The 22,510-nt window shown below is 72.2% G+C and carries 21 protein-coding genes and 1 tRNA gene; 10 read left to right on the plus strand and 12 right to left on the minus strand.

The features are described from left to right. Positions 1-74: 74 nt before the first annotated feature. On the minus strand, positions 75-725 hold the full coding sequence (locus L3K22_RS01215; protein WP_263309781.1) for a PH domain-containing protein: 651 nt from the start codon (positions 723-725) through the stop codon (positions 75-77). A gap of 24 nt (positions 726-749) precedes the next feature. Here L3K22_RS01215 and L3K22_RS01220 point away from each other — a divergent pair, with 24 nt between their 5' ends. The 6 genes from L3K22_RS01220 (at position 750) to L3K22_RS01245 (ending at position 7,877) form a co-directional block, all read left to right on the plus strand. After that, positions 750-1,376, plus strand: a complete 627-nt coding sequence (locus L3K22_RS01220) for a hypothetical protein (protein WP_263309782.1) — start codon at positions 750-752, stop codon at positions 1,374-1,376. A gap of 300 nt (positions 1,377-1,676) precedes the next feature. Continuing rightward, the gene (locus tag L3K22_RS01225) at positions 1,677-2,312 is read left to right on the plus strand and encodes a DUF47 domain-containing protein (RefSeq protein ID WP_263309783.1); all 636 of its coding nucleotides are present in this window, start codon (positions 1,677-1,679) and stop codon (positions 2,310-2,312) included. Next, positions 2,313-3,335: an inorganic phosphate transporter gene (locus L3K22_RS01230; protein ID WP_263309784.1), complete on the plus strand. Its 1,023-nt coding sequence runs from the start codon at positions 2,313-2,315 to the stop codon at positions 3,333-3,335. It abuts the gene before it with no gap. Between the two features lie 71 nt (positions 3,336-3,406). After that, entirely contained in the window at positions 3,407-4,198 is a 792-nt protein-coding gene (locus tag L3K22_RS01235) for a hypothetical protein (protein ID WP_263309785.1), read from the plus strand. 108 nt (positions 4,199-4,306) lie between these two features. Further along, positions 4,307-5,944 carry a phosphoglucomutase (alpha-D-glucose-1,6-bisphosphate-dependent) gene (pgm, locus tag L3K22_RS01240; protein ID WP_263309912.1) on the plus strand — a complete coding sequence of 546 codons (1,638 nt, stop codon included), beginning with the start codon at positions 4,307-4,309 and terminating at the stop codon, positions 5,942-5,944. Between the two features lie 496 nt (positions 5,945-6,440). Then, a complete protein-coding gene (locus tag L3K22_RS01245) occupies positions 6,441-7,877 on the plus strand; it encodes a hypothetical protein (protein ID WP_263309786.1) in 1,437 nt (478 codons plus the stop codon). 54 nt (positions 7,878-7,931) lie between these two features. Here the strand turns inward: L3K22_RS01245 and L3K22_RS01250 are convergent, their stop codons facing one another. Then, complete coding sequence (locus tag L3K22_RS01250; RefSeq protein ID WP_263309787.1) at positions 7,932-8,447, minus strand: arsenate reductase/protein-tyrosine-phosphatase family protein; 516 nt, start codon at positions 8,445-8,447, stop codon at positions 7,932-7,934. A 156-nt stretch (positions 8,448-8,603) separates the two neighbouring features. Here L3K22_RS01250 and L3K22_RS01255 point away from each other — a divergent pair, with 156 nt between their 5' ends. The 3 genes from L3K22_RS01255 to L3K22_RS01265 are packed head-to-tail and all read left to right on the plus strand — an operon-like array spanning position 8,604 to position 10,797. After that, positions 8,604-9,089 (plus strand): GNAT family N-acetyltransferase, encoded by a 486-nt coding sequence (locus L3K22_RS01255; RefSeq protein ID WP_263309788.1) that lies wholly within the window; start codon positions 8,604-8,606, stop codon positions 9,087-9,089. A 5-nt stretch (positions 9,090-9,094) separates the two neighbouring features. Continuing rightward, entirely contained in the window at positions 9,095-10,201 is a 1,107-nt protein-coding gene (locus tag L3K22_RS01260) for an App1 family protein phosphatidate phosphatase (protein ID WP_263309789.1), read from the plus strand. Then, the gene (locus L3K22_RS01265; RefSeq protein ID WP_263309790.1) at positions 10,198-10,797 is read left to right on the plus strand and encodes a GNAT family N-acetyltransferase; all 600 of its coding nucleotides are present in this window, start codon (positions 10,198-10,200) and stop codon (positions 10,795-10,797) included. The genes L3K22_RS01260 and L3K22_RS01265 overlap by 4 nt, the downstream gene beginning before the upstream one ends. Before the next feature lie 189 nt (positions 10,798-10,986). Here L3K22_RS01265 and ppc read toward each other — a convergent pair whose 3' ends face one another. The 5 genes from ppc to L3K22_RS01290 all read right to left on the minus strand — a co-directional run bounded on the left by ppc (position 10,987) and on the right by L3K22_RS01290 (position 17,288). Continuing rightward, positions 10,987-13,815 (minus strand): phosphoenolpyruvate carboxylase, encoded by a 2,829-nt coding sequence (gene ppc / locus L3K22_RS01270; RefSeq protein WP_263309791.1) that lies wholly within the window; start codon positions 13,813-13,815, stop codon positions 10,987-10,989. Positions 13,816-14,065: 250 nt separating this feature from the next. Continuing rightward, on the minus strand, positions 14,066-14,863 hold the full coding sequence (ehuA, locus tag L3K22_RS01275; RefSeq protein WP_263309792.1) for an ectoine/hydroxyectoine ABC transporter ATP-binding protein EhuA: 798 nt from the start codon (positions 14,861-14,863) through the stop codon (positions 14,066-14,068). Further along, positions 14,856-15,515, minus strand: coding sequence for an ectoine/hydroxyectoine ABC transporter permease subunit EhuD (ehuD, locus tag L3K22_RS01280; protein ID WP_263309793.1), 660 nt, complete (start codon positions 15,513-15,515; stop codon positions 14,856-14,858). Before ehuD ends, ehuA begins: the two co-directional genes overlap by 8 nt. After that, a complete protein-coding gene (ehuC, locus tag L3K22_RS01285) occupies positions 15,512-16,288 on the minus strand; it encodes an ectoine/hydroxyectoine ABC transporter permease subunit EhuC (protein WP_263309794.1) in 777 nt (258 codons plus the stop codon). The genes ehuD and ehuC overlap by 4 nt, the downstream gene beginning before the upstream one ends. A 46-nt stretch (positions 16,289-16,334) precedes the next feature. Then, complete coding sequence (locus L3K22_RS01290) at positions 16,335-17,288, minus strand: transporter substrate-binding domain-containing protein (protein ID WP_263309795.1); 954 nt, start codon at positions 17,286-17,288, stop codon at positions 16,335-16,337. Between the two features lie 265 nt (positions 17,289-17,553). On the opposite strand from L3K22_RS01290, the gene L3K22_RS01295 reads away from it, so the two are divergent. Next, complete coding sequence (locus L3K22_RS01295) at positions 17,554-18,354, plus strand: GntR family transcriptional regulator (RefSeq protein WP_062948624.1); 801 nt, start codon at positions 17,554-17,556, stop codon at positions 18,352-18,354. A gap of 60 nt (positions 18,355-18,414) precedes the next feature. On the opposite strand, the gene L3K22_RS01300 is transcribed toward L3K22_RS01295, so the two are convergent. The 5 genes from L3K22_RS01300 to L3K22_RS01320 all read right to left on the minus strand — a co-directional run bounded on the left by L3K22_RS01300 (position 18,415) and on the right by L3K22_RS01320 (position 22,501). Further along, positions 18,415-18,503: transfer RNA gene (locus L3K22_RS01300), tRNA-Ser, on the minus strand. A gap of 107 nt (positions 18,504-18,610) precedes the next feature. Next, the gene (locus tag L3K22_RS01305) at positions 18,611-19,087 is read right to left on the minus strand and encodes a peroxiredoxin (RefSeq protein WP_263309796.1); all 477 of its coding nucleotides are present in this window, start codon (positions 19,085-19,087) and stop codon (positions 18,611-18,613) included. 41 nt (positions 19,088-19,128) lie between these two features. Further along, complete coding sequence (locus L3K22_RS01310) at positions 19,129-20,865, minus strand: NAD-binding protein (RefSeq protein WP_263309797.1); 1,737 nt, start codon at positions 20,863-20,865, stop codon at positions 19,129-19,131. Between the two features lie 256 nt (positions 20,866-21,121). Then, complete coding sequence (locus L3K22_RS01315; RefSeq protein ID WP_263309798.1) at positions 21,122-21,796, minus strand: DUF1801 domain-containing protein; 675 nt, start codon at positions 21,794-21,796, stop codon at positions 21,122-21,124. An 87-nt stretch (positions 21,797-21,883) separates the two neighbouring features. Continuing rightward, a complete protein-coding gene (locus L3K22_RS01320) occupies positions 21,884-22,501 on the minus strand; it encodes a biotin transporter BioY (protein WP_263309799.1) in 618 nt (205 codons plus the stop codon). Positions 22,502-22,510: the final 9 nt, after the last annotated feature.

Genomic DNA, 22,510 nt, shown 5'->3' on the forward strand with positions numbered 1-22,510 from the left:
ACCTGGTCGGCGACGTCCGCCGGCCGGTCCCGGACCGGCTCGCGGACGCCGTGCGCGCGTCGGCCCCTGGCCTCTCAGCGCCGCCCGGGCCCCGCCTGTCGGCGCCGGTGCAGCTCCGTGCGCAACGCGCGGATGTCCTGCCCGGAGGGCCGAGTGTAGGTCCACACGGGACGGTCGAAGGCGGGCATCACGATCCTGGTGCCGTCCTCGAGGCGCAGCGCGGCGGTGAGCCAGTGCACGGGATGCACCACGCGGGACTCGATCGCCGCGATCCGCTCCCAGGCCACGTCCCGGCGCCGCACCGGGCCGACCACCCGCAGCCCGTCCGCGGAGATCTCGACCCGGGCTCGCGCCGTGCCCAGCGCCACGATCCCGAAGCGGACCCCCAGCAGCCCCAGCACCAGCGCGAGCGCGCCCAGCGCCCCGACGACCACCAGCAGTCCGAGCCCCGGGGAGCGGCCGTCCGGCACCGTACCCAGCAGCAGCACCGTGCCCAGCACGCTCACCAGCGCCGTGCCCAGCAGCGCGGCCGCGACGACGGCGCGCACGGCGGTGTCCCGCGTGGCGTGCGCGGGCAGCAGCGCCCGCACCCGTCCCCGGCCGCGGCCCGTGCGCGCCGGATCGAGCGCGGCGACCATCCGCTCGACGGTCGCGCTGCTGCGGGAGTAGTCGGGCAGCGCGGTGCGCGGCCCGGTCTCGGGGCCGAGCCGGCGAGGGATGGTCATGGCACCCAGCGTAGGGTGCGGGGCATGTCCTCGCACGACTCCTCCGCCCCTCGCTTCCGCCGTCCCGCCGCGATGTATCCCTCGGTCGCCGCGTCGATCCCCGGGGAGCCGGATCCCGCGACCTCGATGGATCTCGCGCACGACTCGGCCCGGGCGCTGCTGGACGGCGTGTTCCACAGCTCCGACCCGGAGGTGGTGCGGCGGGTCGTCGCGCTCGCGGCCGACGACGGGCTGACGGAGCTGGCGGCGCTGTGGTCGGCCGCGCCCGCCTCGACCCTGCCCGGGGCGCTGTGGCGGCTGTACGTGCTGCACACCTGGGTGCAGCGCAGCGGCGACGAGGTCGCCCGACGCTACCGGGCCGGCTCCCGCACCGTCCCCGGGCTGCGCTATCTCACGGGCTTCGCGGAGCCGCCGGAGGTGGCCCAGGTGCAGGAGACGATGGACGACATCCTGCGCGGCGCGTTCACCGGCGATCTCGGCCTCGCCCTGCGGCGCGCCGGGGCGGTCGCGACGCTGCTCGCCCACGGCACGGCGCACCTGGCGGACGAGGATCCCGGCGAGGAGCGGACCCGGCAGGCGGAACGGCTGCTGCGCACCGGCGAGGAGCTCACGGAGGCGGGCCGGCACGCGGAGGAGGGACGCCTCGACTGACGCCCCGAGACGCGGCCGCCACCCCGTCGGCCGGTGCCCGTCGGGCGCTGTGATCTGCACGGACTGAGGTCCTCGCCATACTCCCCGGGGGCGGTGCTTGCACCGTCTCGGGGCCCGTGCTCTACGATGGGCGAGCGCCGGGCCGCGGTTGCCCCGGGCTCCAACATCTGCCGCTTCGAGCGGCCTTCGCGCCGACAGGCGCATCCCGGTCCGGCGCCTCAGCATCACGAGCAGGAGCCTGCGTCCGACCGCACGGACCGCGAGGCGTTCAGGCGCCCACGGCGCGAGGAGGCGACGCGAGTGGTGCAGTTCTTCTCCCGACTGTTCCCCGCCCGCACGGAGCGCCCCCTCAGCGATCTCCTCTCCGAGCTCGCGGAGCTTCTCGTCCAGGCTGCCGACACCCATTCGAAGCTGCTGGGCAACGGCTATCGCGAGCGCACCCGCATAGCGCCGACGCTGCACGAGCAGTCCACGGTCGCCGAGGAGCTGTGCCGCCGCATCGCCCAGCGTCTCGCGCACTCGCTGATCACCCCCTACGAGGCGGAGCTGCTCTACGACTTCTCGCTCACGCTCGCCGACGTGGTCGACGCGATGGAGCATACCGGCGAGCTGCTGGTCGTCTCCCGGGTGGGGACGCTGCCCACCCCGCTGCTGGATGCGGCCAAGGGGATCGAGCGCGCCGCGGAGCTCACCGTCGCCGCGTCCTGGAAGCTCAACGACACCCAGGACCTCGGCGACTACTACGTCCAGATCCGCAAGCTCAAGCGTCAGGGCGAGCGCCTCGTGCGGCAGGCCCTCGGCGCGCTGTACAAGCGCGGCGGCTCCACCCAGGAGCTGCTCCCCCTGCACGACGTCTCCGAGTCGATCCGCCACACGATCACGCTGCAGGAGCGCGCGGCGCGGATCGCGGACCTGCTGCGGATCAAGGACGCCTGAGTGACGCCGCTGCTGCTCGCGCTGGTGGTGGCCCTGGCGCTGATCGTGGCCTACATGAACGGCTTCCACGACGCCTCCAACGCCATCTCGACCACCATCACGACCCGTGCGCTGAAGGCCTCCTCGGCGCTGTGGGCGGCGGCGATCCTCAACACCCTCGGCGCACTGCTGGGGATGGCGCTGCTGGTGATGACCGTGCCGTGGGCGGTGCGCCTGCTGGGCCTCGGCCCGATCGTCGAGCAGCTCGCCGCCCGCCCCGACACGCTGGGCGCGGCGCTGCTGGTGCTCATGCTCGGCACCTTCCTCTGGGACCTGCTGACCTGGTGGATGGGGCTGCCGGCCTCGACCTGGCACGCGTTCTTCGGCACCTCCTTCGGCGTCTCCCTCGTGATTGGCACCTCGGCCGCCTGGGACCGCCTGGGACTGATGCTCGCGGTCTCCGTGGTGGGCCCCGTCATCTCGGCGACGGTCGCGTACTTGCTGATGCAGCTGATCCTGCGCCTGGCCCGGTCCGAGCTGCTCGGCCCCGGCCACATCCGGTTCGCGCAGACCTTCTCGGCGAGCACGGTCGCGGCGGGTCACGGCCTGAACGATGCCCGCCTCCCGCTCGCGGTGGTCGTGATCGCGTTGGGCAGCGCCGGGACGGACCTGTCCGGGACCACGACCATGGTGCTCATGAGCACGGTCGCGGTCGCCGTGGGCGCCGGCACCCTGATGGGCGGGCACCGGATCATCCGCACCCTGGGCCGCCGGCTCACGGACCTCACGGCGGCGCAGGGCCTGGCGGCGGAGTCCTCCGCGGCGCTGACGATGTCCCTGGGCGTGTTCGGGCTCGAGTCCCCGGTCTCCACCAGCCAGGCGCTGGCCTCGAGCGTGATCGGCGCCGGCGTCGCCCGGGGCCGGCGCACCGTGCGCTGGTCGGTCGCGCGGGAGATCCTCCTGATCTGGCTGGTGACCCCGCTGGCCTGCGCGGTCGTCGGGGCCGCCCTGCTCGGGGTCGTGCTCGAGCTGCCCGGCCTCTGAGCGGAGTGGCCGCCCGGCCCGCGTGCAGGCGGGACCACTATCCTGAGCGGAGCCGATCCGAGAGGGAGCCGATGTCCGACGGTGAGTCCACCACGCCCGCCCCGAGGAAGCGTCCGAGCTTCGGGCTGCCGGGGCCGACGACGCCCGGTCCGGGCGCGGACCCGCAGCAGGGCGCCCCGGCCCACGACCCCGACGGCCAGGCACCGCAGCAGGGGTACGACCAGGCCTCGTACGGGACCTCCTTCGCCGACGGCCCGCAGACGGGTGCGCTGCCGCCGAGCGCCCTCGCCGCCCCGCGCGCCGGCGACCCCTCGGCCCCCGGTCCCGGGCGGTCCGGCCGCTCCGGGCGCCGGCGCGGCGTGCTGCCGCTCGTGATCGGCCTTGTGCTCCTGCTGGTCATCGCCCCGGCCGCCACGATCGTCGGGATCGTGTGGTCCCTCGGCTCGCTCGTCGGCGATGCGTCCGAGGGGCCGACGCCGATGGAGGCGAGCACGGCGACGCTCGAGCTGTCCGCCAACGAGATGGTCATCGTCTACGTGCCCGCGACGGACGCCGCCACGGCCGAGTGCACCGCGGAGGGCTCCGATCCCGGGGCGGTCACCACGGTGCCGAGCTCGACCGCGACCACCTTCGGCAACGGCGAGGAGTACGTGCAGGTGCTCGGGGTCGCCTCCCTCCAGGACACCACCGCCACGATCTCCTGCACGGGCACCGACGCCCCTGCCCATCTGGGTCCCTACAGCCTGTTCGGGATGATGGCCCCGCTGGTGATCGGTCCGATCATCGGCGTGGTCGCGGGTCTGGCGGGCCTGGTGCTGACGATCGTGGGGATCGTGCTGCTGGTCCGCTCCCGCCGCGCCTGAGGTCCTGCCGACCCGCCGCCGTCTCACTCCCGGCGCTCCTGTGCTGCGGTGCCCTCGAAGGACCTAGAGTGGCGATCAGCCCCAGCTACCGAGGATGGAGTGGTGATCATGCACCCCCGTGCAGGCCAGAAGGCACAGCAGGAGGACCTCGTCGACGTCGACGCGCTCCTCGACTCCTACTACGACCTCCACCCGGATCCCGCGGATCCCGACCAGGCGGTCTCCTTCGGCACCTCCGGGCACCGCGGCTCCTCGCTGGACGTCGCGTTCAACGAGGACCACATCGCCGCGACCACGCAGGCGATCGCCGAGTACCGAGCGGCGCAGGGCATCCGCGGCCCGCTGTTCATCGGCCGGGACACCCACGCCCTCTCGCGCCCCGCCTTCGACACGGCCCTCGAGGTCCTCGCGGGCAACGACGTGTCCGCCCAGGTCGACGCGCTCGACGGCTACACCCCCACCCCGGCGGTCTCGCACGCGATCCTGGTCCACAACCGGGGCCGGGCGGCGAACGATCCCGGCCGGGCCGACGGCATCGTCGTCACCCCGAGCCACAACCCGCCGCGCGACGGCGGCTTCAAGTACAACCCGCCCCACGGCGGTCCCGCGGACACCGAGGCGACCTCGTGGATCGCCGACCGCGCGAACGAGCTGCTGCGCGACGGGCTCAAGGGCGTGCGCCGGCACGGACGACAGAAGGCCCTGCAGGACGCCGCCCGCTACGACTACCTGCGCACCTACGTGCAGGACCTCCCGAGCGTGGTCGACCTCGAGGCGATCCGCCGGGCGGGCGTGCGCATCGGCGCGGACCCGCTGGGCGGCGCGGCGGTGGACTACTGGGCCGAGATCGGCGAGATGCACGACCTCGACCTCACCGTCGTCAATCCCGCCGTCGACCCGCAGTGGTCCTTCATGACCCTGGACCGCGACGGGAAGATCCGCATGGACTGCTCGAGCCCGTGGGCGATGGCGTCGCTGCTGGAGAAGCGCGACGAGTACGACATCGCCACCGGCAACGACGCGGATTCGGACCGCCACGGGATCGTCACCCCGGACGGCGGCCTGATGAACCCCAACCATTACCTGGCCACGGCCATCACCTACCTGTTCGCGCACCGCCCGGACTGGCCGGCGGGTGCGAAGGTGGGCAAGACGGTGGTCTCCTCGAGCCTGATCGACCGCGTCGTGGCGGACCTCGGCCGGGAGCTGTTCGAGGTGCCGGTGGGCTTCAAGTGGTTCGTGCCGGGCCTGATCGACTCCTCGGTCGGCTTCGGCGGCGAGGAGAGCGCGGGCGCCTCGTTCCTGCGCCGCGACGGCTCGGTCTGGACCACCGACAAGGACGGCATCATCCTCGCGCTGCTGGCCTCGGAGATCCTCGCGGTGACGGGGCGCTCCCCCAGCACCCTGCACGCGGAGCTCGTGGAGAGGTTCGGCAGCAGCGCCTACTCCCGCACCGACGCACCGGCGGACCGCGAAGCCAAGGCGAAGCTCAAGGCGCTCAGCCCCGCGCAGGTGACCGCGACGGAGCTCGCAGGCGAGCCGATCGTCTCGGCGATCACGGAGGCCCCCTCCGGCGGTGCGATCGGCGGGCTGAAGGTGTCCACCGAGTCCGCCTGGTTCGCGGCGCGCCCCTCGGGCACCGAGGACATCTACAAGATCTACGCGGAGTCCTTCAAGGGCGAGGAGCACCTCGCCGAGGTGCAGCAGGCCGCGAAGGACCTCGTGGACGGGGCGCTCGCGGACTGAGCGCAGGGGCGGACCGAGCGCAGGGGTGGAGCGGACGGTCCGCGCGACGCCGCGGGAGCGGCTGTCCGCTCCCCGGCCCCGGTGCGGTCGCTGCGACCGCACCGCTTCTGGCCGACCGTTCCTCCACATCCCGGCCCTCGCCCCCTATCCCCCGCACCCCTCCCCCGATGCTGTCGACGGACGGCGCGACGCTCTCGCGCCGTCCGTCGACGCGCGCTGAGGCTTTCGAACACCCGGCGCCGACCTGCAGGTCCGTAACGTTTCAGCAACGACCGCAGCCTCCGCGCGGCAAAGGAATGGTCAAGCGCTCCCCAATTTGAGGTATGTCACCCGGCGGTGGCGCCGTCCACACGCCCCTAGCGCGACCCAAAGAGCCCGTGAACCATGGGATGGGTAGGTAAAGGATCAGTAGGGTAGTGTGCTCCGTCGGACCCGCCGGTAAGCACACCGACCGCAGCGCTCGCGCGCGGAGAGAACGACGGAGAGGGGGCAGGACATGCGACTGCGGACACGCGTCTGCGCGGCCTCTGCCGCCCTCGCCCTGACCGCTCTCCCCTTCGCCACCACCAGCGCTCTCGCCGACGGGACCGGCGACGCCGCCGAGAGCACGGACGTCACACCCGCGGGCGACGGCCCCGCGACGGCCACCGTGGACGGGCCGATCGCGCCCGAGGCCACCATCACCCTCACCACCCCCTCCGAGCCCGCCGAGGGCGTCGCCTCCCCCGAGGGTGGCGAGCCCTCCGAACAGCGCGAGGACTCGAAGACCCCTGCCGAGGAGACCCCGGAGGACGAGGAGGACGACCCCTCGAGCAACAACGAGGAGTCCGAGGCACCGCAACAGCCGCCCGAGGAGTCCGAGCAGCCACCGGTGGAGCCCGAGGCCGAGGAGCCCGAGCTCTCGGGGGGCAACCAGTCCGAGGGCCCCACGGCCTCGAGCCCTCCCGCCTCTGACACGGGGGGCGGGACGCCCACGACGACGAAGCCCGAAACGACGGAATCCGAGGCACCCAAGAACACCGGCGGCACGGACGGCACCACCGAGACGCCCACGGATGACTCCACCGAGACGGAGACGGCCCCTGACGACTCCGCCACCTGCGACGGCGACGCCGTCGACGACCCCGAGGAAGACGGTTCCGAGAAGGAGCCCGTGAGCACTGTCAAGGGTGCTCTGGTCCCCCGCCCGATCGCGCAGCAGAGCACGGCGGCTAAGCCCCAGAATTCCCAGAGCCCGACCCTTAGCAACGACAACGACGGCGACGCCTCGGACTGCCCCTGCAACTGCCCCACCACGCCCGGGGACGACTCCACCGATAACGGGGACTCCGACGACGCGTCGGAGACGCCGACCGGCGAGGAGACCACGGACGAGGGCGATGACACCTCGACAGGCGGCGGGAGCGGCGACAAGACCGAGGACGAGTCCACGCCGGACGACGGCGCCACTCCGGACGACGGAGCCACTCCGACCGCGAGCCCTTCGGCCACCCCGGGGATGTCCGAGCCGTCGACGCCCGCGCAGCCGACCCCCGAGCCCGAGCGACGCGCACAGCCGCTCCCCGCTCCCCCGCCGAGCGAGGACCCCGAGCCCACCGCGGAGCCGGCCCCCGAGCCGACCCCGCAGACTCCCGCCGAGACCCCGGTAGAGGAGCCCGAGACGACCGCCGAGTCGAGCACCGCTGGGGAGACCGAGCTCGCCGGCGTCGGCACCGAGGAGCCCAGCACTCCGGCGCCGCAGGCCGCGCAGCCCACGTCCTCCGGGGACGGCGGCCCCGTGGTGCGCCTGTTCAACGCCATCTCCGACGACTCGAACACGGCCTTCGGCCAGATGCGTCAGGTCCTGATCGCCGCGCTCGCGATCGGCTTCCTCACCACCGCCGGCTTCGTCGGCGCGACCTGGCACTCGCGCCGCAGCAACCACCGCCGCTGACCCGTCGGCCCACGGCCGGACAGGCGCGCCGCCGCCGGGCGAGGGTTCCACCGCTCAGCGCTGGGCGAGCAGCTCGCGCACGCGCTCCAGGATCCCCGGCACGGCACGCTCCATGTCCTTCACGGTGCGGTCGAAGGCCGCCTGCCCCTCGTACCAGGGGTCCTCGACGGCGAGCTCGATCTCCGCGAGCTCCTCCGCCCCGGGCTCGAAGGCGCGCCACATCGTGATCAACGGCGGCGTCGCGCCCTCGGGGGCCTGATCGGCCATGCGACGCATGGTCTGGGCGTGCTCGGGCGTCATCGCCAGCACGAGATCCCAGGCCATCAGCTCGGTGAGGTGGATGGTGCGGGCGGTGTGCTCGAAGGGACGCGGATAGCCGGCGCGCTCCAGCGAGAGCTCGATCCGGTCGTCCATCGGCATCCCCTCCACCTCCCAGGTGGTCCCGGCCGAGCCGACCTCGACCTCTGAGTCGAGGCCCTCGAGCTCGAGGGCGCGGCGCAGCACCACCGCGGCGGCCGGAGAGCGGCAGACGTTGCCGGTGCACACGGTGAGGAGTCGTAGCGGCTTCATCCCCCCATTGTGTCAACCTCCAGGCGGTGGGAGCGTGGAACCGCCGATCGCCGTACACTGTGAGGCGGAGTGCATGCGGTTCTCGGGTCAGCACGAGAGCATGATCGCCAGGGCATCACGCCCGTGACCACGCCACCACGGCTCAGGAGGACACCGATGGCCGAAATCATCCGCGCCCACGACGAGGACTGGTCGCTCGTGCGGGAGATCCGACTCCGTTCGCTCAGCACGGACCCCGGCGCCTTCGGGCAGAGCTGGGAGAAGGAGTCCACCTACGAGGACTCCGTCTGGGAGCAGCGCGTCTCGGACGCTGCCTGGTTCCTCGCGGTCGAAGGTGATCAGCCCGTCGCGGTCGTCGCCGTCCGCCAGGAGGACGACTCCCCCGCCAACGAGCGGGAGCTGCAGGCCATGTGGGTCACCCCTGGCTCGCGCCACTCCGGCATCGCCGGCCGCCTCGCGGAGGCCGTGTTCGAGTGGGCCCGCGAGGACGGCGCCGACACTGTCACCCTCTACGTCGGCCCCGAGAACACCGGCGCCCGCGCCCTCTACGAGAGCCTCGGCTTCTCCGACAGCGGCGAGCGCTGGCAGATCGTCGAGGACGATCCCGATGGCGCCTGGCTGAAGATGACCCGCGGCCTCTGAGGCCCGTGCGCATCCCCGCGCCCCTCTTCTCCGCCCGCTCCGCGTTGCGTCACGACGCCGCCGGGGTGGGCTCCGACCGTCCCCACTGGGCGGCGCGCGCAGAGGACGTGAAGAACCGCCTCGTCGGCAGCACCCTGCGCCGTCTGCACTGGGACCTGCGCCTGCAGCCCTTCCACGGATACGGCTCGGCGACGCAGGCACGGGTCCTGGCGAAGGTCCTGTACGCCTCCCCCCGCACCTCCGCGGACTTCCACGACCAGCCCGTCCATGACATGCGGACCGTCGCGGTGCGCGGCTGGCGGAACTTCACCAGCCAGGTCGCGCCGCACCGCACCGTCCACATCCGCCTCGGCGGCGAGGAGTTCACGGTGCGGGCGGACCGCTCCGGCATCGTCGATGCGATCCTCGAGGTGTCCCTGAGCCCCGGCGTGCACCAGGCGGTGCTGTGGACGGTCCCCGGCAACGAGGTCGCGGCCGACGTCACGATCGTCCCGCCCGAGGCGCGCGTGGGCATGGTCAGCGACATCGACGACACCGTGATGGTCACCTGGCTGCCCCGTCCCCTGCTGGCCTTCTGGAACGCCTTCGTGGTCCATCAGTCCTCTCGCCAGGTCGTCCCCGGGATGCCGATGCTGTACCAGCGCCTGGCGCGGGAGCACCCGCACATGCCGGTGTTCTACCTGTCCACGGGCGCGTGGAACGTGTTCCCCGTGCTCAAGCGCTTCCTCTACCGCAACGGCTATCCGGACGGGCCGCTGCTGCTGACGGACTGGGGACCCACCCACACCGGCTTCTTCCGCTCCGGCCCCGAGCACAAGTCGCGCTCGCTCGAGCGCCTCGCCGCCGCGTACCCGGACGTCCGCTGGATCCTCGTCGGCGACGACGGCCAGCACGACCCCTCGCTCTACGCCGCCTTCGCCGAGCGGCACCCGGAGCTCGTCGAGTCGATCCTGATCCGCCAGCTCACCGAGCCCGAGCAGCTCCTCGCCCACGGCACCCTGCGCCCGCTGGTCGGCTCCAGCCCCGGCGGTCGGGGACCGCTCGCCCTCGCCGCCCCGAACGGCCACGGTCTGCTCGCCGCCCTGCAGCGACACGGGAGGATGTCCCGGTGATTTCCCTGCGACCCGCCGCCGAGTCGGACGTCCCCCGGATCGTGGAGCTGGTCCAGGCCGCGTACCGCGGCCAGGGCGGCTGGACCACCGAGGCGCACCTCGTGGACGGCCACCGCACCGACACCGCGGAGGTCCGTGCGATGCTCGCCGACCCCGCGGTGACGCTGCTGGTCGCGACCGGGGACGGGAACGGCGCGGACGACGGAGGAACGGGCCTCGAGCATGGACGCTCCGCCGAGCGCGTGCTCGGATGCTGCTACACCCGCCGCGAGGCGCCCGACGAGCACGGAGCGGTCCGGGCCGAGCTCGGGCTGTTCGCGGTCGACCCCGCCGCGCAGGGCGCGGGGCTCGGCGGGCGTCTGCTGGAGGCGCAGGCGGCCTCGCTCGCGGCCGACGGGGTGGACGTGCTGATGATCCAGGTGCTCCAGTCGCGCCCCGAGCTGCACCGCTGGTACGAACGGCACGGCTTCACCGGCACCGGGCAGGCCGTGCCCTTCGCGGGCGATGCGGCGCTGCTGAAGGTCGAGGGACTCGGGATGGACATCATGGAGCGCCCGCTGCCCGTCGAGGACCGGGTCGCCTACCCCTCCGCCTGAGCCCGGCGCCCGATCCCCGGAGCACGAAGCACCGATCGCGAGCACCCGGCCGGTGCGGCGGCCTGCGCACCGCACAGCGCACACAGCACACAGCACACCGACATGACGACGGGGCCGGGCGGGGCGTCTGCCCTTCCCGGCCCCGTCGGCCGCCGCGAGGACGCGGCCCGGGGGTGACGTGCCGCCGGCTCAGCCGGTGTTCTTCAGGCCCGCGGCGACGCCGTTGATGGTGGTCAGCAGCGCGCGCTGCAGCTCGGGCGAGAGCTCCTCGCCCCGCTCCTTCGCCGCGCGGACCCGCTGCAGCATCGCGACCTGCATGTAGGAGATCGGATCCAGGTAGCGGTCGCGCACGGCGAGGGTCCGCTTGAGGATCGGCTGGTTGTCCAGCAGGTTCAGCACGCCGGTGAGACGCTCGATCTCCGAGACCGCGAGCTCGTACTCCTCGCGGATGCGGTCGAAGAGGTACCAGAGGTTCTCCGGCACCAGCGAGTGCACGTAGTGCGCCGCGATCTGCATGTCCGTCTTCGCCAGCGTCATCTCGACGTTGCTGATGACGGTGCGGAAGAAGTGCCAGGAGCGGTACATCTCGTGCAGGTCCGGCTCGAGGCCGGCCTCGCGCGCGGCCTTCAGGCCGGAGCCGGCGCCGAACCAGCCGGGCACGATCTGGCGCGACTGGGTCCAGCCGAACACCCACGGGATCGCCCGCAGGCCGTCCAGGCCCTTGTCCGAGGTGGTGCGCTTGGAGGGGCGCGAGCCGATGTTCAGGTCGCCGAGCTGCTCCACGGGGGTGGAGGAGACGAAGTACTCGGGCAGGTTCTCGTCGTCCACCAGGGTGCGGTAGCGGGCGAACGCCGCGTCGGAGACGTGCTGCATCACCTCGCCGAAGCGCTCGAGAGTCTTCTCCGGGGTGCGCGGGGCGGTGTGCAGGGCCGAGCCCTCGAGCACCGCGGCGAGCGACAGGTCCAGGTTCTCCCGGGCGAGGGAGGGGAGCATGTACTTGTCGGAGATGACCTCGCCCTGCTCGGTGAACTTGATCTCGCCCTCGAGCACCCCGTAGGGCTGGGCGAGGATCGCGTCGTAGGTCGGGCCGCCGCCGCGGCCGACGGAGCCGCCGCGGCCGTGGAAGAGGCGCAGGGTGACGCCGTGCCGGGCCGCGGTGTCGCGCAGGGCGCGCTGGGCCTGGTGGATCTCCCACTGGCTGGTGATGACGCCGGCGTCCTTGTTGCCGTCGGAGTAGCCGAGCATGACCTCCTGGCGGTCGCCGCGCAGGCGCACGATCTCCCGGTAGGACGGGTCCGAGAGCAGCTGCTCGAGGATCTCGCCGGCATGGCGCAGCTCGGAGACCTCCTCCAGCAGCGGCACGAAGCCGAGGTCGGCGCGCTTCTCCTCGCGACCGGTGAGGTCGAGCAGACCGGCCTCGCGGGCGAGCAGCGCGGCGGCGAGCACGTCGTCGGCGCCGTGGGTCATCGAGATGATGTAGGTCTCGATGACGGAGGTGCCGTACAGGCGGTGCGCGTCGCGGATCTCGCGGAACACCCCGTAGGTGGTGCGTGTCGCGTCGTCGAGGATCGACTCGTCCTCGGTGATCGCGGAGCCCACCAGCGGGCGTCGACTGCCGAGCTCGCGGGAGAGCACGGTGGTGCGCTCGGAGCGGTCGAGCTCGGTGTAGGGACGGTCCAGCTCGCCGACGCGGTCGAAGAGACGCGCGACCACCTCGTGGTGCTTCTCGGAGTGCTCCCGCACGTCGAGAGCGGCGAGATTCAGACCGGAGGCGGCCAGGACCTGCTGGGCGATGGCGAGCGCCCCGTCGGCGGCGCGGCGCCCGCCGTGGCGACGCAGCGCCGCGCGCAGGACCTGGAAGTCATCCTGCAGCTCCTCGGTGTCGCCGTAGTCGGCGCCGTGGACGTGCGCCTCGCCGGAGCGGATCCGCTCGCGGGTGGCGCTGAGCTTGGAGCGCATCGCGCCGAGCTTGAGCCGGTAGGGCTCCTCGTCGTACATCTCCTGCTGGGTGCTGTCGACCTCGGAGTCGTGGGAGAGGTCCTCGGCGAGGCTGGCGCGCAGCTCCTCGTCGTCCCCGGTCAACTCGGAGGAGACCGAGAGCTCGAGGATCAGGTCCGAGATGATCTCCACCGACACGTCGATCGCGGCCTCGGCCTGCAGCTTCAGCACGTCGCGGGTGACCTCGGCGGTCACGAACGGGTTGCCGTCGCGGTCGCCGCCGATCCAGGACCCGAAGCGCAGCGGCACCTGGCCGTCGTGCAGGTCGGCGCCGTGGGCGCGCAGCTCCTCGCGCAGGTCGTCGAGCATCTCCGGCATGGTCTGACGGAAGATCTGGCGCAGGTAATACAGGGCGTTGCGGGCCTCGTCCTGCGGGGTGGGACGGGAGCGGCGCAGCTCGTCGGTCTGCCAGAGCGTCTCGATCAGCTCGGCGAGGTCGCGGTCCTGGCGGCGACGCTCCGGGGTGTCCTCGTCGGTCTCCTCGGCGAGGAGGTCGGAGATGCGGCGCAGCTTGGTCAGCACGGCGCGGCGCGAGGCCTCGGTGGGATGCGCGGTGAACACCAGGCGCACGTCGAGGGAGTCGACGGCCTTCTGCAGGCCCTCGGCGCCGAGCTCCTCGTGGACGGCGCGCACGGTGCGCGGCACCCACGACTCGCTCGAGGGCCGCTCGTCGAGGGCGCGGACGCGGTAGACCTGCTCGGCGGCGTTCGCCAGCAGGAAGTACTGGGTGAACGCGCGGGTCAGCGCCGTCGCCTGCTCGATGGGCAGGGAGCCGAGGCGGGCCTGGACGTCCTGGGCGCTGGCCTCGGAGTCGGCGGACTTCGCCTCCTTCGTCAGCTTGCGGACCTGCTCGACGAGGTCGAGCATCTCCTGGCCGTGCTGGTCGGCCAGGGTACGGCCCAGCAACGTCGAGAGACGGCGGACCGTCGCCCGCAGCGGGGCGTCGATATGGGGGTCGTCGCCGACGACGGGGAACTCGCTCGTCAGGGTCGGGACGGCGATGGCGTCGGAATGTGGCACAGGGCCTCCTGGGGTCGGCACGCCGACGGACGGCCGCCTGCCGACGCGCCGAAGGCGCGCTCAGGGCGACCGCGTCGGCGCGGAACGAACGGGCACAGACTACAGGCGCTCCCGCCGGGGGCGCCCCGGTCCTCACTGGGCGGACACGAGCCGACAGGCCGGCGCGGCGAGATCCGGGGCGTCCGACGAGGGCGGCCGGGGCACGGAAGGACGCGGCCGACGGGCGTGCCGTCCCGTCGGTCTCCTGCGTTCAGAGCACGGCGCGGAGGAAGTCGCGGGTGCGCTGATGCGCGGGGTCGGAGAAGATCTTCTCCGGCGGCCCCTCCTCCACGATCGAGCCCTGGTCGAACATCATCACGCGGTCGGAGACGTCGCGGGCGAACTGCATCTCGTGGGTGACGATGAGCATCGAGATGTCGGTCTCCGCGGCGATGTCCTTCAGCACGCCGAGCACCTCCCCCACCAGCTCGGGGTCCAGCGCCGAGGTCACCTCGTCCAGCAGCAGGATCTCGGGGTCCATCGCGAGCGCGCGGGCGATCGCGACGCGCTGCTGCTGGCCGCCGGAGAGCTGGGAGGGCTTCATGTCCCGCTTCTCCTGCATCCCGACCTTCGCCAGCAGCCCCTCGGCCTTCGAGACCGCGTCGGCGCGCGAGAGTCCCTTGACGTGGATCGGCGCCTCGACGATGTTCTCCAGCACGGTCATGTTCGGGAACAGGTTGAAGTGCTGGAACACCATCCCGATGTCCGTGGTGGTGCGGCGCCGGCGCTTGTCCGGGATCCGCACCCGCTTCCCGCCCTGCTCCTCGTACTGCAGCGGCACGCCGCCCACGTGGATGTACCCGCCGGAGAGCTCCTCGAGGGTCATCACCAGGCGCAGGATCGTGGTCTTGCCCGAGCCGGAGGGCCCGATGAGGGTGACCCGCTCCCCGCGGGCGACGGTGAAGTCCAGGCCCTTCAGCACGGTGTTGTCCCCGAACCGCTTCAGGACGTCGCGGAACTCGATGTGGGGCGCGGTCCCGGGATCGGGCGCGGCAGTGTTCTCAGGCAAGCTTCTTCTCCAGTTTCCGGATCAGGAGGGAGGTGGGATAGCTGGCGGCCAGGAAGACCAGGCCCGCGAGCGTGATCGCCTCGGTGTAGCGGAAGTAGGTCGAGCCGTAGTTCTGCGCGACCCGCACCAGCTCGGGGATGTAGATGACCACGAAGAACGGGGTCTCCTTGAACATCGAGATCGCGTAGTTGCCCAGCGCCGGCAGGGTGTTGCGGATCGCCTGCGGCACCACGATCGCCCGCCAGGTGCGCAGTCGCGGCAGGGACAGCGCGGTGGCCGCCTCCCACTGGCCCGTCGGCACCGAGTCGATGCCGGCGCGGTACACCTCGGCCATGTAGGTCGTGTAGTGGATGCCGAGCACCCAGATGCCGATGGCGAGGGTCGAGTCGATGTACTGCGAGAGCACGAGGTTCGCGAACACGAGCTGGACCACCAGCGGCGTCATCCGGATGAACTCCACCACCCAGGTGAAGGGCGTGGCGATCGCGGTGGGGGCGGTGCGGCGGATGATCGCGACGGCCAGGCCGAGCACGAGCGCGATGAGGGTGCCGAGCACCGTCGCGATCAGCGTGATCTTCAGGCCCTCGAGGAGGAGCGAGGGCAGGACGGCGGCGGCGTGGCTCCAGTCCCACCAGGACGAGGACGGGTTCATGCCACGGCTCCTTCCTTGGTGTTCGCTCCGGGCGCCTGGAAGAGCGCGCGCCAGGAGGAGCTGAGGGCGGGGCCGCGTCCGATCTTGTGCTTCGCTCGGATCTCCAGGCCGTTCATGATGATCACGATGACCCAGGCGATCAGGTAGTAGGCCAGCAGCGCGAAGAGATAGGCGAACCAGGTGCCCGTCCGGTCACGGACCTGCTCGACCTGGAAGAAGAGGTCGTACAGCGAGACGGTGCCGACGATCGCGCTGCCCTTGAGCAGCTGTATCCAGAGGTTGGACAGGGAGGGCAGCATGAGCGCCCACGCCTGCGGGATCACGATCCGGAACATGCCACGGGCGGGGCTGAGGCTCAGCGCGCTGATCGCCTCGTACTGCCCCTTGGGCACCGAGCCGATCGATCCGCGCACCACCTCGGCGCCGTAGGCCCCGTAGTTCAGCCCCAGCGCGAGCACGCCGATGAGCAGCGGCTCGAGCTGGAAGCCGAAGGGATAGGGCAGCTGCGGCAGCACGAACGCGAGCCAGAACAGCTGGACCACGAGCGAGGTGCCGCGGAAGAACTCCACGAAGATGCGCGCGACCACGCGCACCGCGGAGAACTTCACGACCTGCGCGATGCCGAACACGAACGAGATCAGCAGCGCGAGCAGGCCGCCGAGGATCGTCGCGAGCACCGTGATCTGCAGGCCCTGCAGGATCTGCGGCGAGCGGTCGAACAGGATCTGCAGGTTCGGCCCGAGGTCCTGGAAGAAGCCGATCACGCCGTCCATCGGCACCTCGCCTCACGCGCCGGGGCGTCGTGGAAGGGTGCGAGGCTCACTGCAGGGAGGAGAGATCGCCCGAGCAGAGGATCTCGGCGGTCATCTCTTCGGGCGGCAGCTCCTGCTCGCCGAAGCCGTACTCGCCGACGATGGAGAGGTACCGCTCGGGATCGGCGATGATCTCGGCGAGCTTCTCGTTGTAGGCGTCCAGCAGCGAGGTGTCCTCCTGACGGAACACGGTGCCGCCGGCGCCGACCTGCTTCACGCCGTCGATCTCCTGCACGAAGCTCTCGGTGACCTCGACGTCGTCGACGGTGTTGTCCGCGAGGTAGTTCAGGGAGATGGCGGTCAGGGCGAAGGCGTCGGCGTTGCCGGACTTCAGCGCGTCCACGCCGTCCTGCGGGCCGCCCACCTCGATGGCGTCGAGCTCGAGGGCGGCGACGTAGTCGGACTCGACCGCCCCGGCCATCGTCGCGACGGTCAGGCCGGAGTCCACGAAGGAGTCCATGGTCTCGAGACCCTCGGGGTTGCCCACGGGGACCATCAGCGCGGTCGTGTACTGGAACTCGGGCTCGCTGAAGGCGGCCTGCGCGCAGCGGTCGGGCAGGATCGACATCCCGGCGCTGACCGCGTCGAACTGGCCGGCGTTCAGGCCGGGGATGAGGGAGCCCCAGTCGGTGAGCTTGCCCTCGACGGTGTCGATGCCGAGCTCGCCGAAGATCTCGCGGTGCAGGGCGACGGTCGCGCCGATGACCTCGCCGCCCTCCTCGAAGCTGTAGGGCGCCTCGCCGGCGAAGCCGACGGTGATGGTACCGGCATCCTGCAGACGGCTGAGCAGGTCCCCACCACCGCCGCCGTCGCTGCCGGACTCGCCGCCGCCGCCGGTGCTGGTGCGGCTGCAGGCGGCGAGCCCGCCGCCCAGGGCCGCGGCGGAGAGCACCAGGCCCGTGCCGCGGAAGAAGGTTCGTCGGTCGTGCGTGCTGCGGTGCGTCGTGCGGCCCATCTGCATGGTTTCCCTCTCGCCGGGAGATCCTTGCCGTGCACGCTCGTCGTGTCGGACAATCGGATCTCTGGATATCGGATTCCTGGTCACCGTACCGGTGGATCGACAGTCGTCCACGACCTGCGGCTCTTTTGTGATGGGGTCGTGATCCTTCCGCGACGCCCGTGACTGTGACAGCGATGACTCCCTCTGCGCGTGCGCCGGGGCGGGGAGGGAACGGATGATGGTGTCCTCGCACGCCCACCGGCGGCGCACCGTCACAGGAGGACCCATGCCCCCTCGTCAGGACTCCGTCCGGCTGCCGATGATGCAGCCGATCCGTCGTCCTTCGATCATCGACCAGGCCGAGCTCGAGCTGCGCAACGCCATCTTCGTCGGCGACCTCCGCCCCGGGGACACCATCCCCGAGGTCCAGGTCTCCAAGCAGATGGGCATCTCCCGCTCCTCGCTGCGCGAGGCGTGCCAGCGCCTGGTGCGCGACGGGCTGCTCACGCAGATCCCGGGCCGCGGCCTGTTCGTGACGACGATGGACGCAGGCACCCTGTCGGACTTCATCGACTACCGCCTCGGCATCGAGATGCAGGCGGCGACCAACGTCGCCGAGCACGTGGCCGCGCTGCGCGCCGACGGCGACGAGGAGCAGATCCCGGCGCTGCTGTTCCCGCTGCGGGAGTGCGTGGAGCGGACCCGTCGCGCGCTCGCGGCGGGCGAGGTGATCGAGGCGGGCAACGCCGACCTCGACCTCCATCAGCGCCTCGCGGAGATCTCCCGCAACCGGTTCCTGGTCACGGCGATGAACACGATCGTGATCCTCACCCGCATGGGCACCTTCTCCGATCCTCGCGGCTACGGCGTGCGCGCGGACCTCACCGACACCCATGAGCAGCTCGTCGCCGCGCTCGAGGCCGGCGACGCCTCCACCGCGCGCAAGCTCCTGCGCGAGTCGCTGCGGGCGCTCGCGGCACGGCTGCGCGGGGACGAGGAGGAGCAGGACCTGGTGCGCGACCCGGACCTGCTGGAGTCCGACGGGCCGGAGTGGACCACCCTGGAGGGCGAGTCGCCGGCCCTGTGAGGGCCGGACACGAGAAGGGCCCCTCCCGGCGAGATCATCGCTGGTGAGGGGCCTTTTCGGCGGAGACGAGAGGATTTGAACCTCCGAGGCGATTGTAGTCGCCTACTCCCTTAGCAGGGGAGCGCATTCGGCCGCTCTGCCACGTCTCCTGGCGCCGCGGTGTCGCGGCACGCCGAGCCAGCATACGGGAGCGAGCGGGGTGCGCCAAAGCGAGGCGGAGCGGTTCGCGTCACACCTCCCCCTGCCCGCCCGCGGCTCAGAGGCCGAGCTTCTCCTGCAGCAGCGCGATGTGCTTCGGGGTGCCCACGCGGTGCTTCACGAAGGTGAGGACGCCCGCTTCGTCGATCGCGAAGGTCGAGCGGATCGTGCCCTGGACGATCTTCCCGTACATGTTCTTCTCGCCCCAGGCGCCGTAGGCGGTCATCACCTCGTGGGACTCGTCGGAGGCGAGGGTAAAGGGCAGGTCCTGCTCGGCGACGAAGCGATCGAGCTCGGGGACCGGATCGGGCGAGATCCCGATGACGCGGTAGCCGGCGTCGAGGAACATTCGGTGGTTGTCGCGCAGGTCGCAGGCCTGCTTGGTGCACAGCGAGGTGTTCGCGGCGGGATAGAACCACAGCAGCGCCGGCGCTCCGCGGAGGTCCTCGAGGGTGACCCTCCCGCCGCCTGCGGTGGGCAGGTCGAGGGCGGGGGCGGCATCGCCGACGGCGAGCTTCACGGGGGCGGGCGACATGATCCTCCGAAACGGGTCAGGGGCGGGGCAGGACGCCCAGCCTAGCGACGGCGCAGACGGCGGCCCAGATAGGTCTCGCGGAAGCGCCGCTCGGCGTGGCGGTCCCCGAGCAGGAGCAGCTGCACCTCGGAGGAAGCGGGGATCGACTCGGTGTCGTAGCCGAGGGTGCCGTCCGCCTCGAGCACCGCGACGATGTCGCAGCCGGTGCGGCGGTGCACCTCGTCGTCCCGGAGGGGGCGGCGCATGAGGGAGGCCGGGCAGGGGGCGAGGAACAGCTCGTTGCCCTCGGCCAGCAGCACGCGGTGGCTGAAGCCGGCGTGGTTCCACAGGTCGGTGGCGCCGATGGTGGCGTAGGAGAGCACCCCGTCGGCCCCGGCCCGGTAGAGGGTGGCGACGTTGCGCTCGTAGGTGGCGCGGGAGACGATCTGCAGCTCGGGCCGCAGGCGCCGGCAGAACAGGGTGAGGTAGACGTTCAGGTCGTCGTCGCGCGGGGTGACCAGCACGGCGGAGGCGTGCTCGAGGCCGGCGCGGCGCAGGATCCGCTGGTCGGCGGCGTCCCCGTGGACCACGGCGTAGCTCGCGGTCCCCTCGAGCACCGAGTAGGAGTTCTCGACCCGGCCCGGTTCGATCTCGACGATCGTGTTCGGGACGCCCCCGTCGCTGAGTGCCCGGGAGGCGGCGCGGCCCACGCGCCCGCCGCCGACGATCACGACCGGCTGCTCCTCGGAGACCTCGCCGCACTGGAACCGGCGGTCGTACTGGGCGAGGTCCTCGGCGGTGCCCGCCAGGACCAGCACGGTCCCGTCGGTGATCCGCAGGTCCGGGGTCATCGCGCGCAGCCGGCCCTTGCGCAGCACGGCGAGGATCCGCACCCGGGAGCGCTGCATCTCGACGGCCTCGCCGAGGAGCTTCCCCACCAGCTCGGTGCCGCGCGCCGCGGCCTCGGCGATGATCGTGTCGCCGATGGTGCCGATCGCGTGGACGCGGCCGGTGGAGCCGAGCACGCGGGAGGCCATCTCGCGGCCGAGGACCTGCCCGAGCTCGAGCACGTGGTCGGCGCCGGCGAGGTCGAGCACGTCCACCGAGGCGGGCTTCGAGGCGGTCACGGCCACGGGCACGGTGGCGGCGGCCTGGCGCACCGTGAAGGCGACGTTGGTGTTGGCGTGATCGGAGAGGGTGGAGATCACCAGCCGCGCCCGTGCCGCGCCCGCGTTGCGATAGGTGAACGCGGAGTCGAGGGGACCGACGACGACCTGCCGGCCCTGGTCGTGCAGCTCCCCCGCCTTCACGGCGTCCTCCAGCAGCATCACGGCGGGGATGCCGGAGCGCTCGGCGCGGGCGGCGAAGGCCTGGGTGACGGCGTCGGAGCCGACCAGCAGCACGTGGTCGCTGACCCCCGGGGCGACCTTGCGCGGGGTGCGGGTGGCGCGGCGATGGTCCAGCCACGGCGTGACCAGGTACTGGATCACGAAGAAGGGCAGCAGCACGAGCATGTAGACCACGCCGCTGAGCAGCACCCAGAGGGAGAACAGGCGCCCCTCGTCGTCGTCGAAGGTGATGTCGCCGTAGCCGAGCGTGGACATCGTGGTGATGGTCCAGTAGATCGCGCTCGGCCAGGAGTGCTCGTCGCCCTCGAGGTGCATGAGCAGCTTGAAGCCCGCGGCATGGGCGATGACCATCGCCGCCCCGACGCCGAGGATCACGAATCCCGCCTTGGAGCGTCGGCCGACGAACGGATGCCGCTCCGCACGTCGGCGCTCGCGCGCCGTCTGGCCCATGGCTGCCCTCGCTCTCCGGTCGGTCTCCTGCGGCCGCGCGGTCGCGGCCGCTCGAATCGTAGGCCCATGGCGGGCCGAGGGCGACCCCGCTCGCGATGCCTGAGCCGAGCCTCACCTCGTCCCCACCCCGCCCGGCGCCCGGAGGGGCGCGGCCGACCAGATCGCCTTCACCCTGATCGACCGGCTAGGCCTGGCGATGTTCCACGATATCGCCTTCATCGTGCTGGCCCCGTCGGCCGACCCGAGGGGTGCGGGCTCAGCACGCGGTGCCGGGCCCGCTCTGCCAGGCATGGGCGACGAGCTCCTCGAGCACCGACTCGTCGATGTCCGGCAGCTTCTTCACCCACACGCAGCCCACCCCGCGGCGGTGCTTGCCGAGCTTCTCGAGCAGCTCGTCGGAGCGGGGGAAGCCCTGGATGCCGTAGAGGGCGAGGTCGGCCTTGCGAGGGCTGAAGCCGAGCTGGAAGGTGTCGCCCTCCCGGCCGGTGGCGTAGCGGTAGTGCACCTCGCCGTAGCCGATCATGCTCGGACCCCACATCGTGGCCTGCTCGCCGGTGGCGCGGCCGAAGAGCTCCAGCAGCCGCGCTCCCTCCTCGCGCCGCCTGCCCTCAAGGCCGTCGACGTAGTCGGCCGGGTCCGTCGAGGTGGCGCGGGTCGTGATGTCCTTCGCGCTCTTCCCGGTCGCGCCCCGGGTGACCGTGGTGCGGCCGCGGTCCGGCGCAGGCGGGTTCGCCATCCCCTCGCCGTGCTCGAGCAGCAGGGCCTGCAGCCGCCTGCCCGAGGCGGCGCCCACCCCGTGCAGCTCGGCGAGCTCGGCCCAGTCCCGACCGACGAGCTGGTCGACGGTGGTGATCCCCTGCTCGGCGAGGGCGCGGGCAGCGGGAGCGCCGACGCCGGGGACGTCGCTGATGGGTGTGCTCGGTGCGCTCATGGCAGGGAGTATGACCGAGCCCCGCGGCCGACGGGAAGGCGTCGGCCGCGGGGCTCGGGACGGTGCGGCGGGCAGGACCGCCGGGGATCAGCGGCGCTCGTCGAGGGCGCGCACACCCTTCCACGCGGCGGGGATCAGCAGCGCGGCGAGCGCGGCCTTGACCAGGCCGCCGGGGATGAAGGGCCACAGGCCCGCGGCGAGCACGGCGCCGAGGTCGGCGCCCGCGCCGAGGACGGCGTTGAGGATCATCGCGAGGTACGGCACGCCGACGAGGAAGGGCACGACGCTCGCGGCGACGAAACCGGTCATGGCGAGCACGGGGCGGCGGTCCCAGGCGCGCTCGGCGAACCAGCCGGCGACGAAGGCGGCGGGGATGAAGCCGAGCACGAAGCCGAAGCTCGGCGAGAGGACCATCGCGGGCCCGCCGGAGAACTCGGCGAAGACGGGCGCTCCGGCGAGGCCGACGGCCATGTAGGTCGCCAGCGAGATCGCCCCGCGACGGGAGCCCAGCGCCGCGCCGACGAGGATCACGCCGAGGGTCTGTCCGGTGATCGGCACGAGCGGCAGCGGGATCGTGACCTGGGCGAGGACCGCGACGACCGCGGCGCCGGCGAGGACCAGCAGGGCGTCGCGCAGCAGGGTGCGGTGCGGGGCCAGGGCGTCGGCCAGGACGGGACGGCGAGCCGGGACGGCGATCGCGGACATGGGACTCCT

The sequence above is a fragment of the Brachybacterium atlanticum genome, from assembly GCF_025669985.1.
GTDB lineage: Bacteria > Actinomycetota > Actinomycetes > Actinomycetales > Dermabacteraceae > Brachybacterium > Brachybacterium conglomeratum.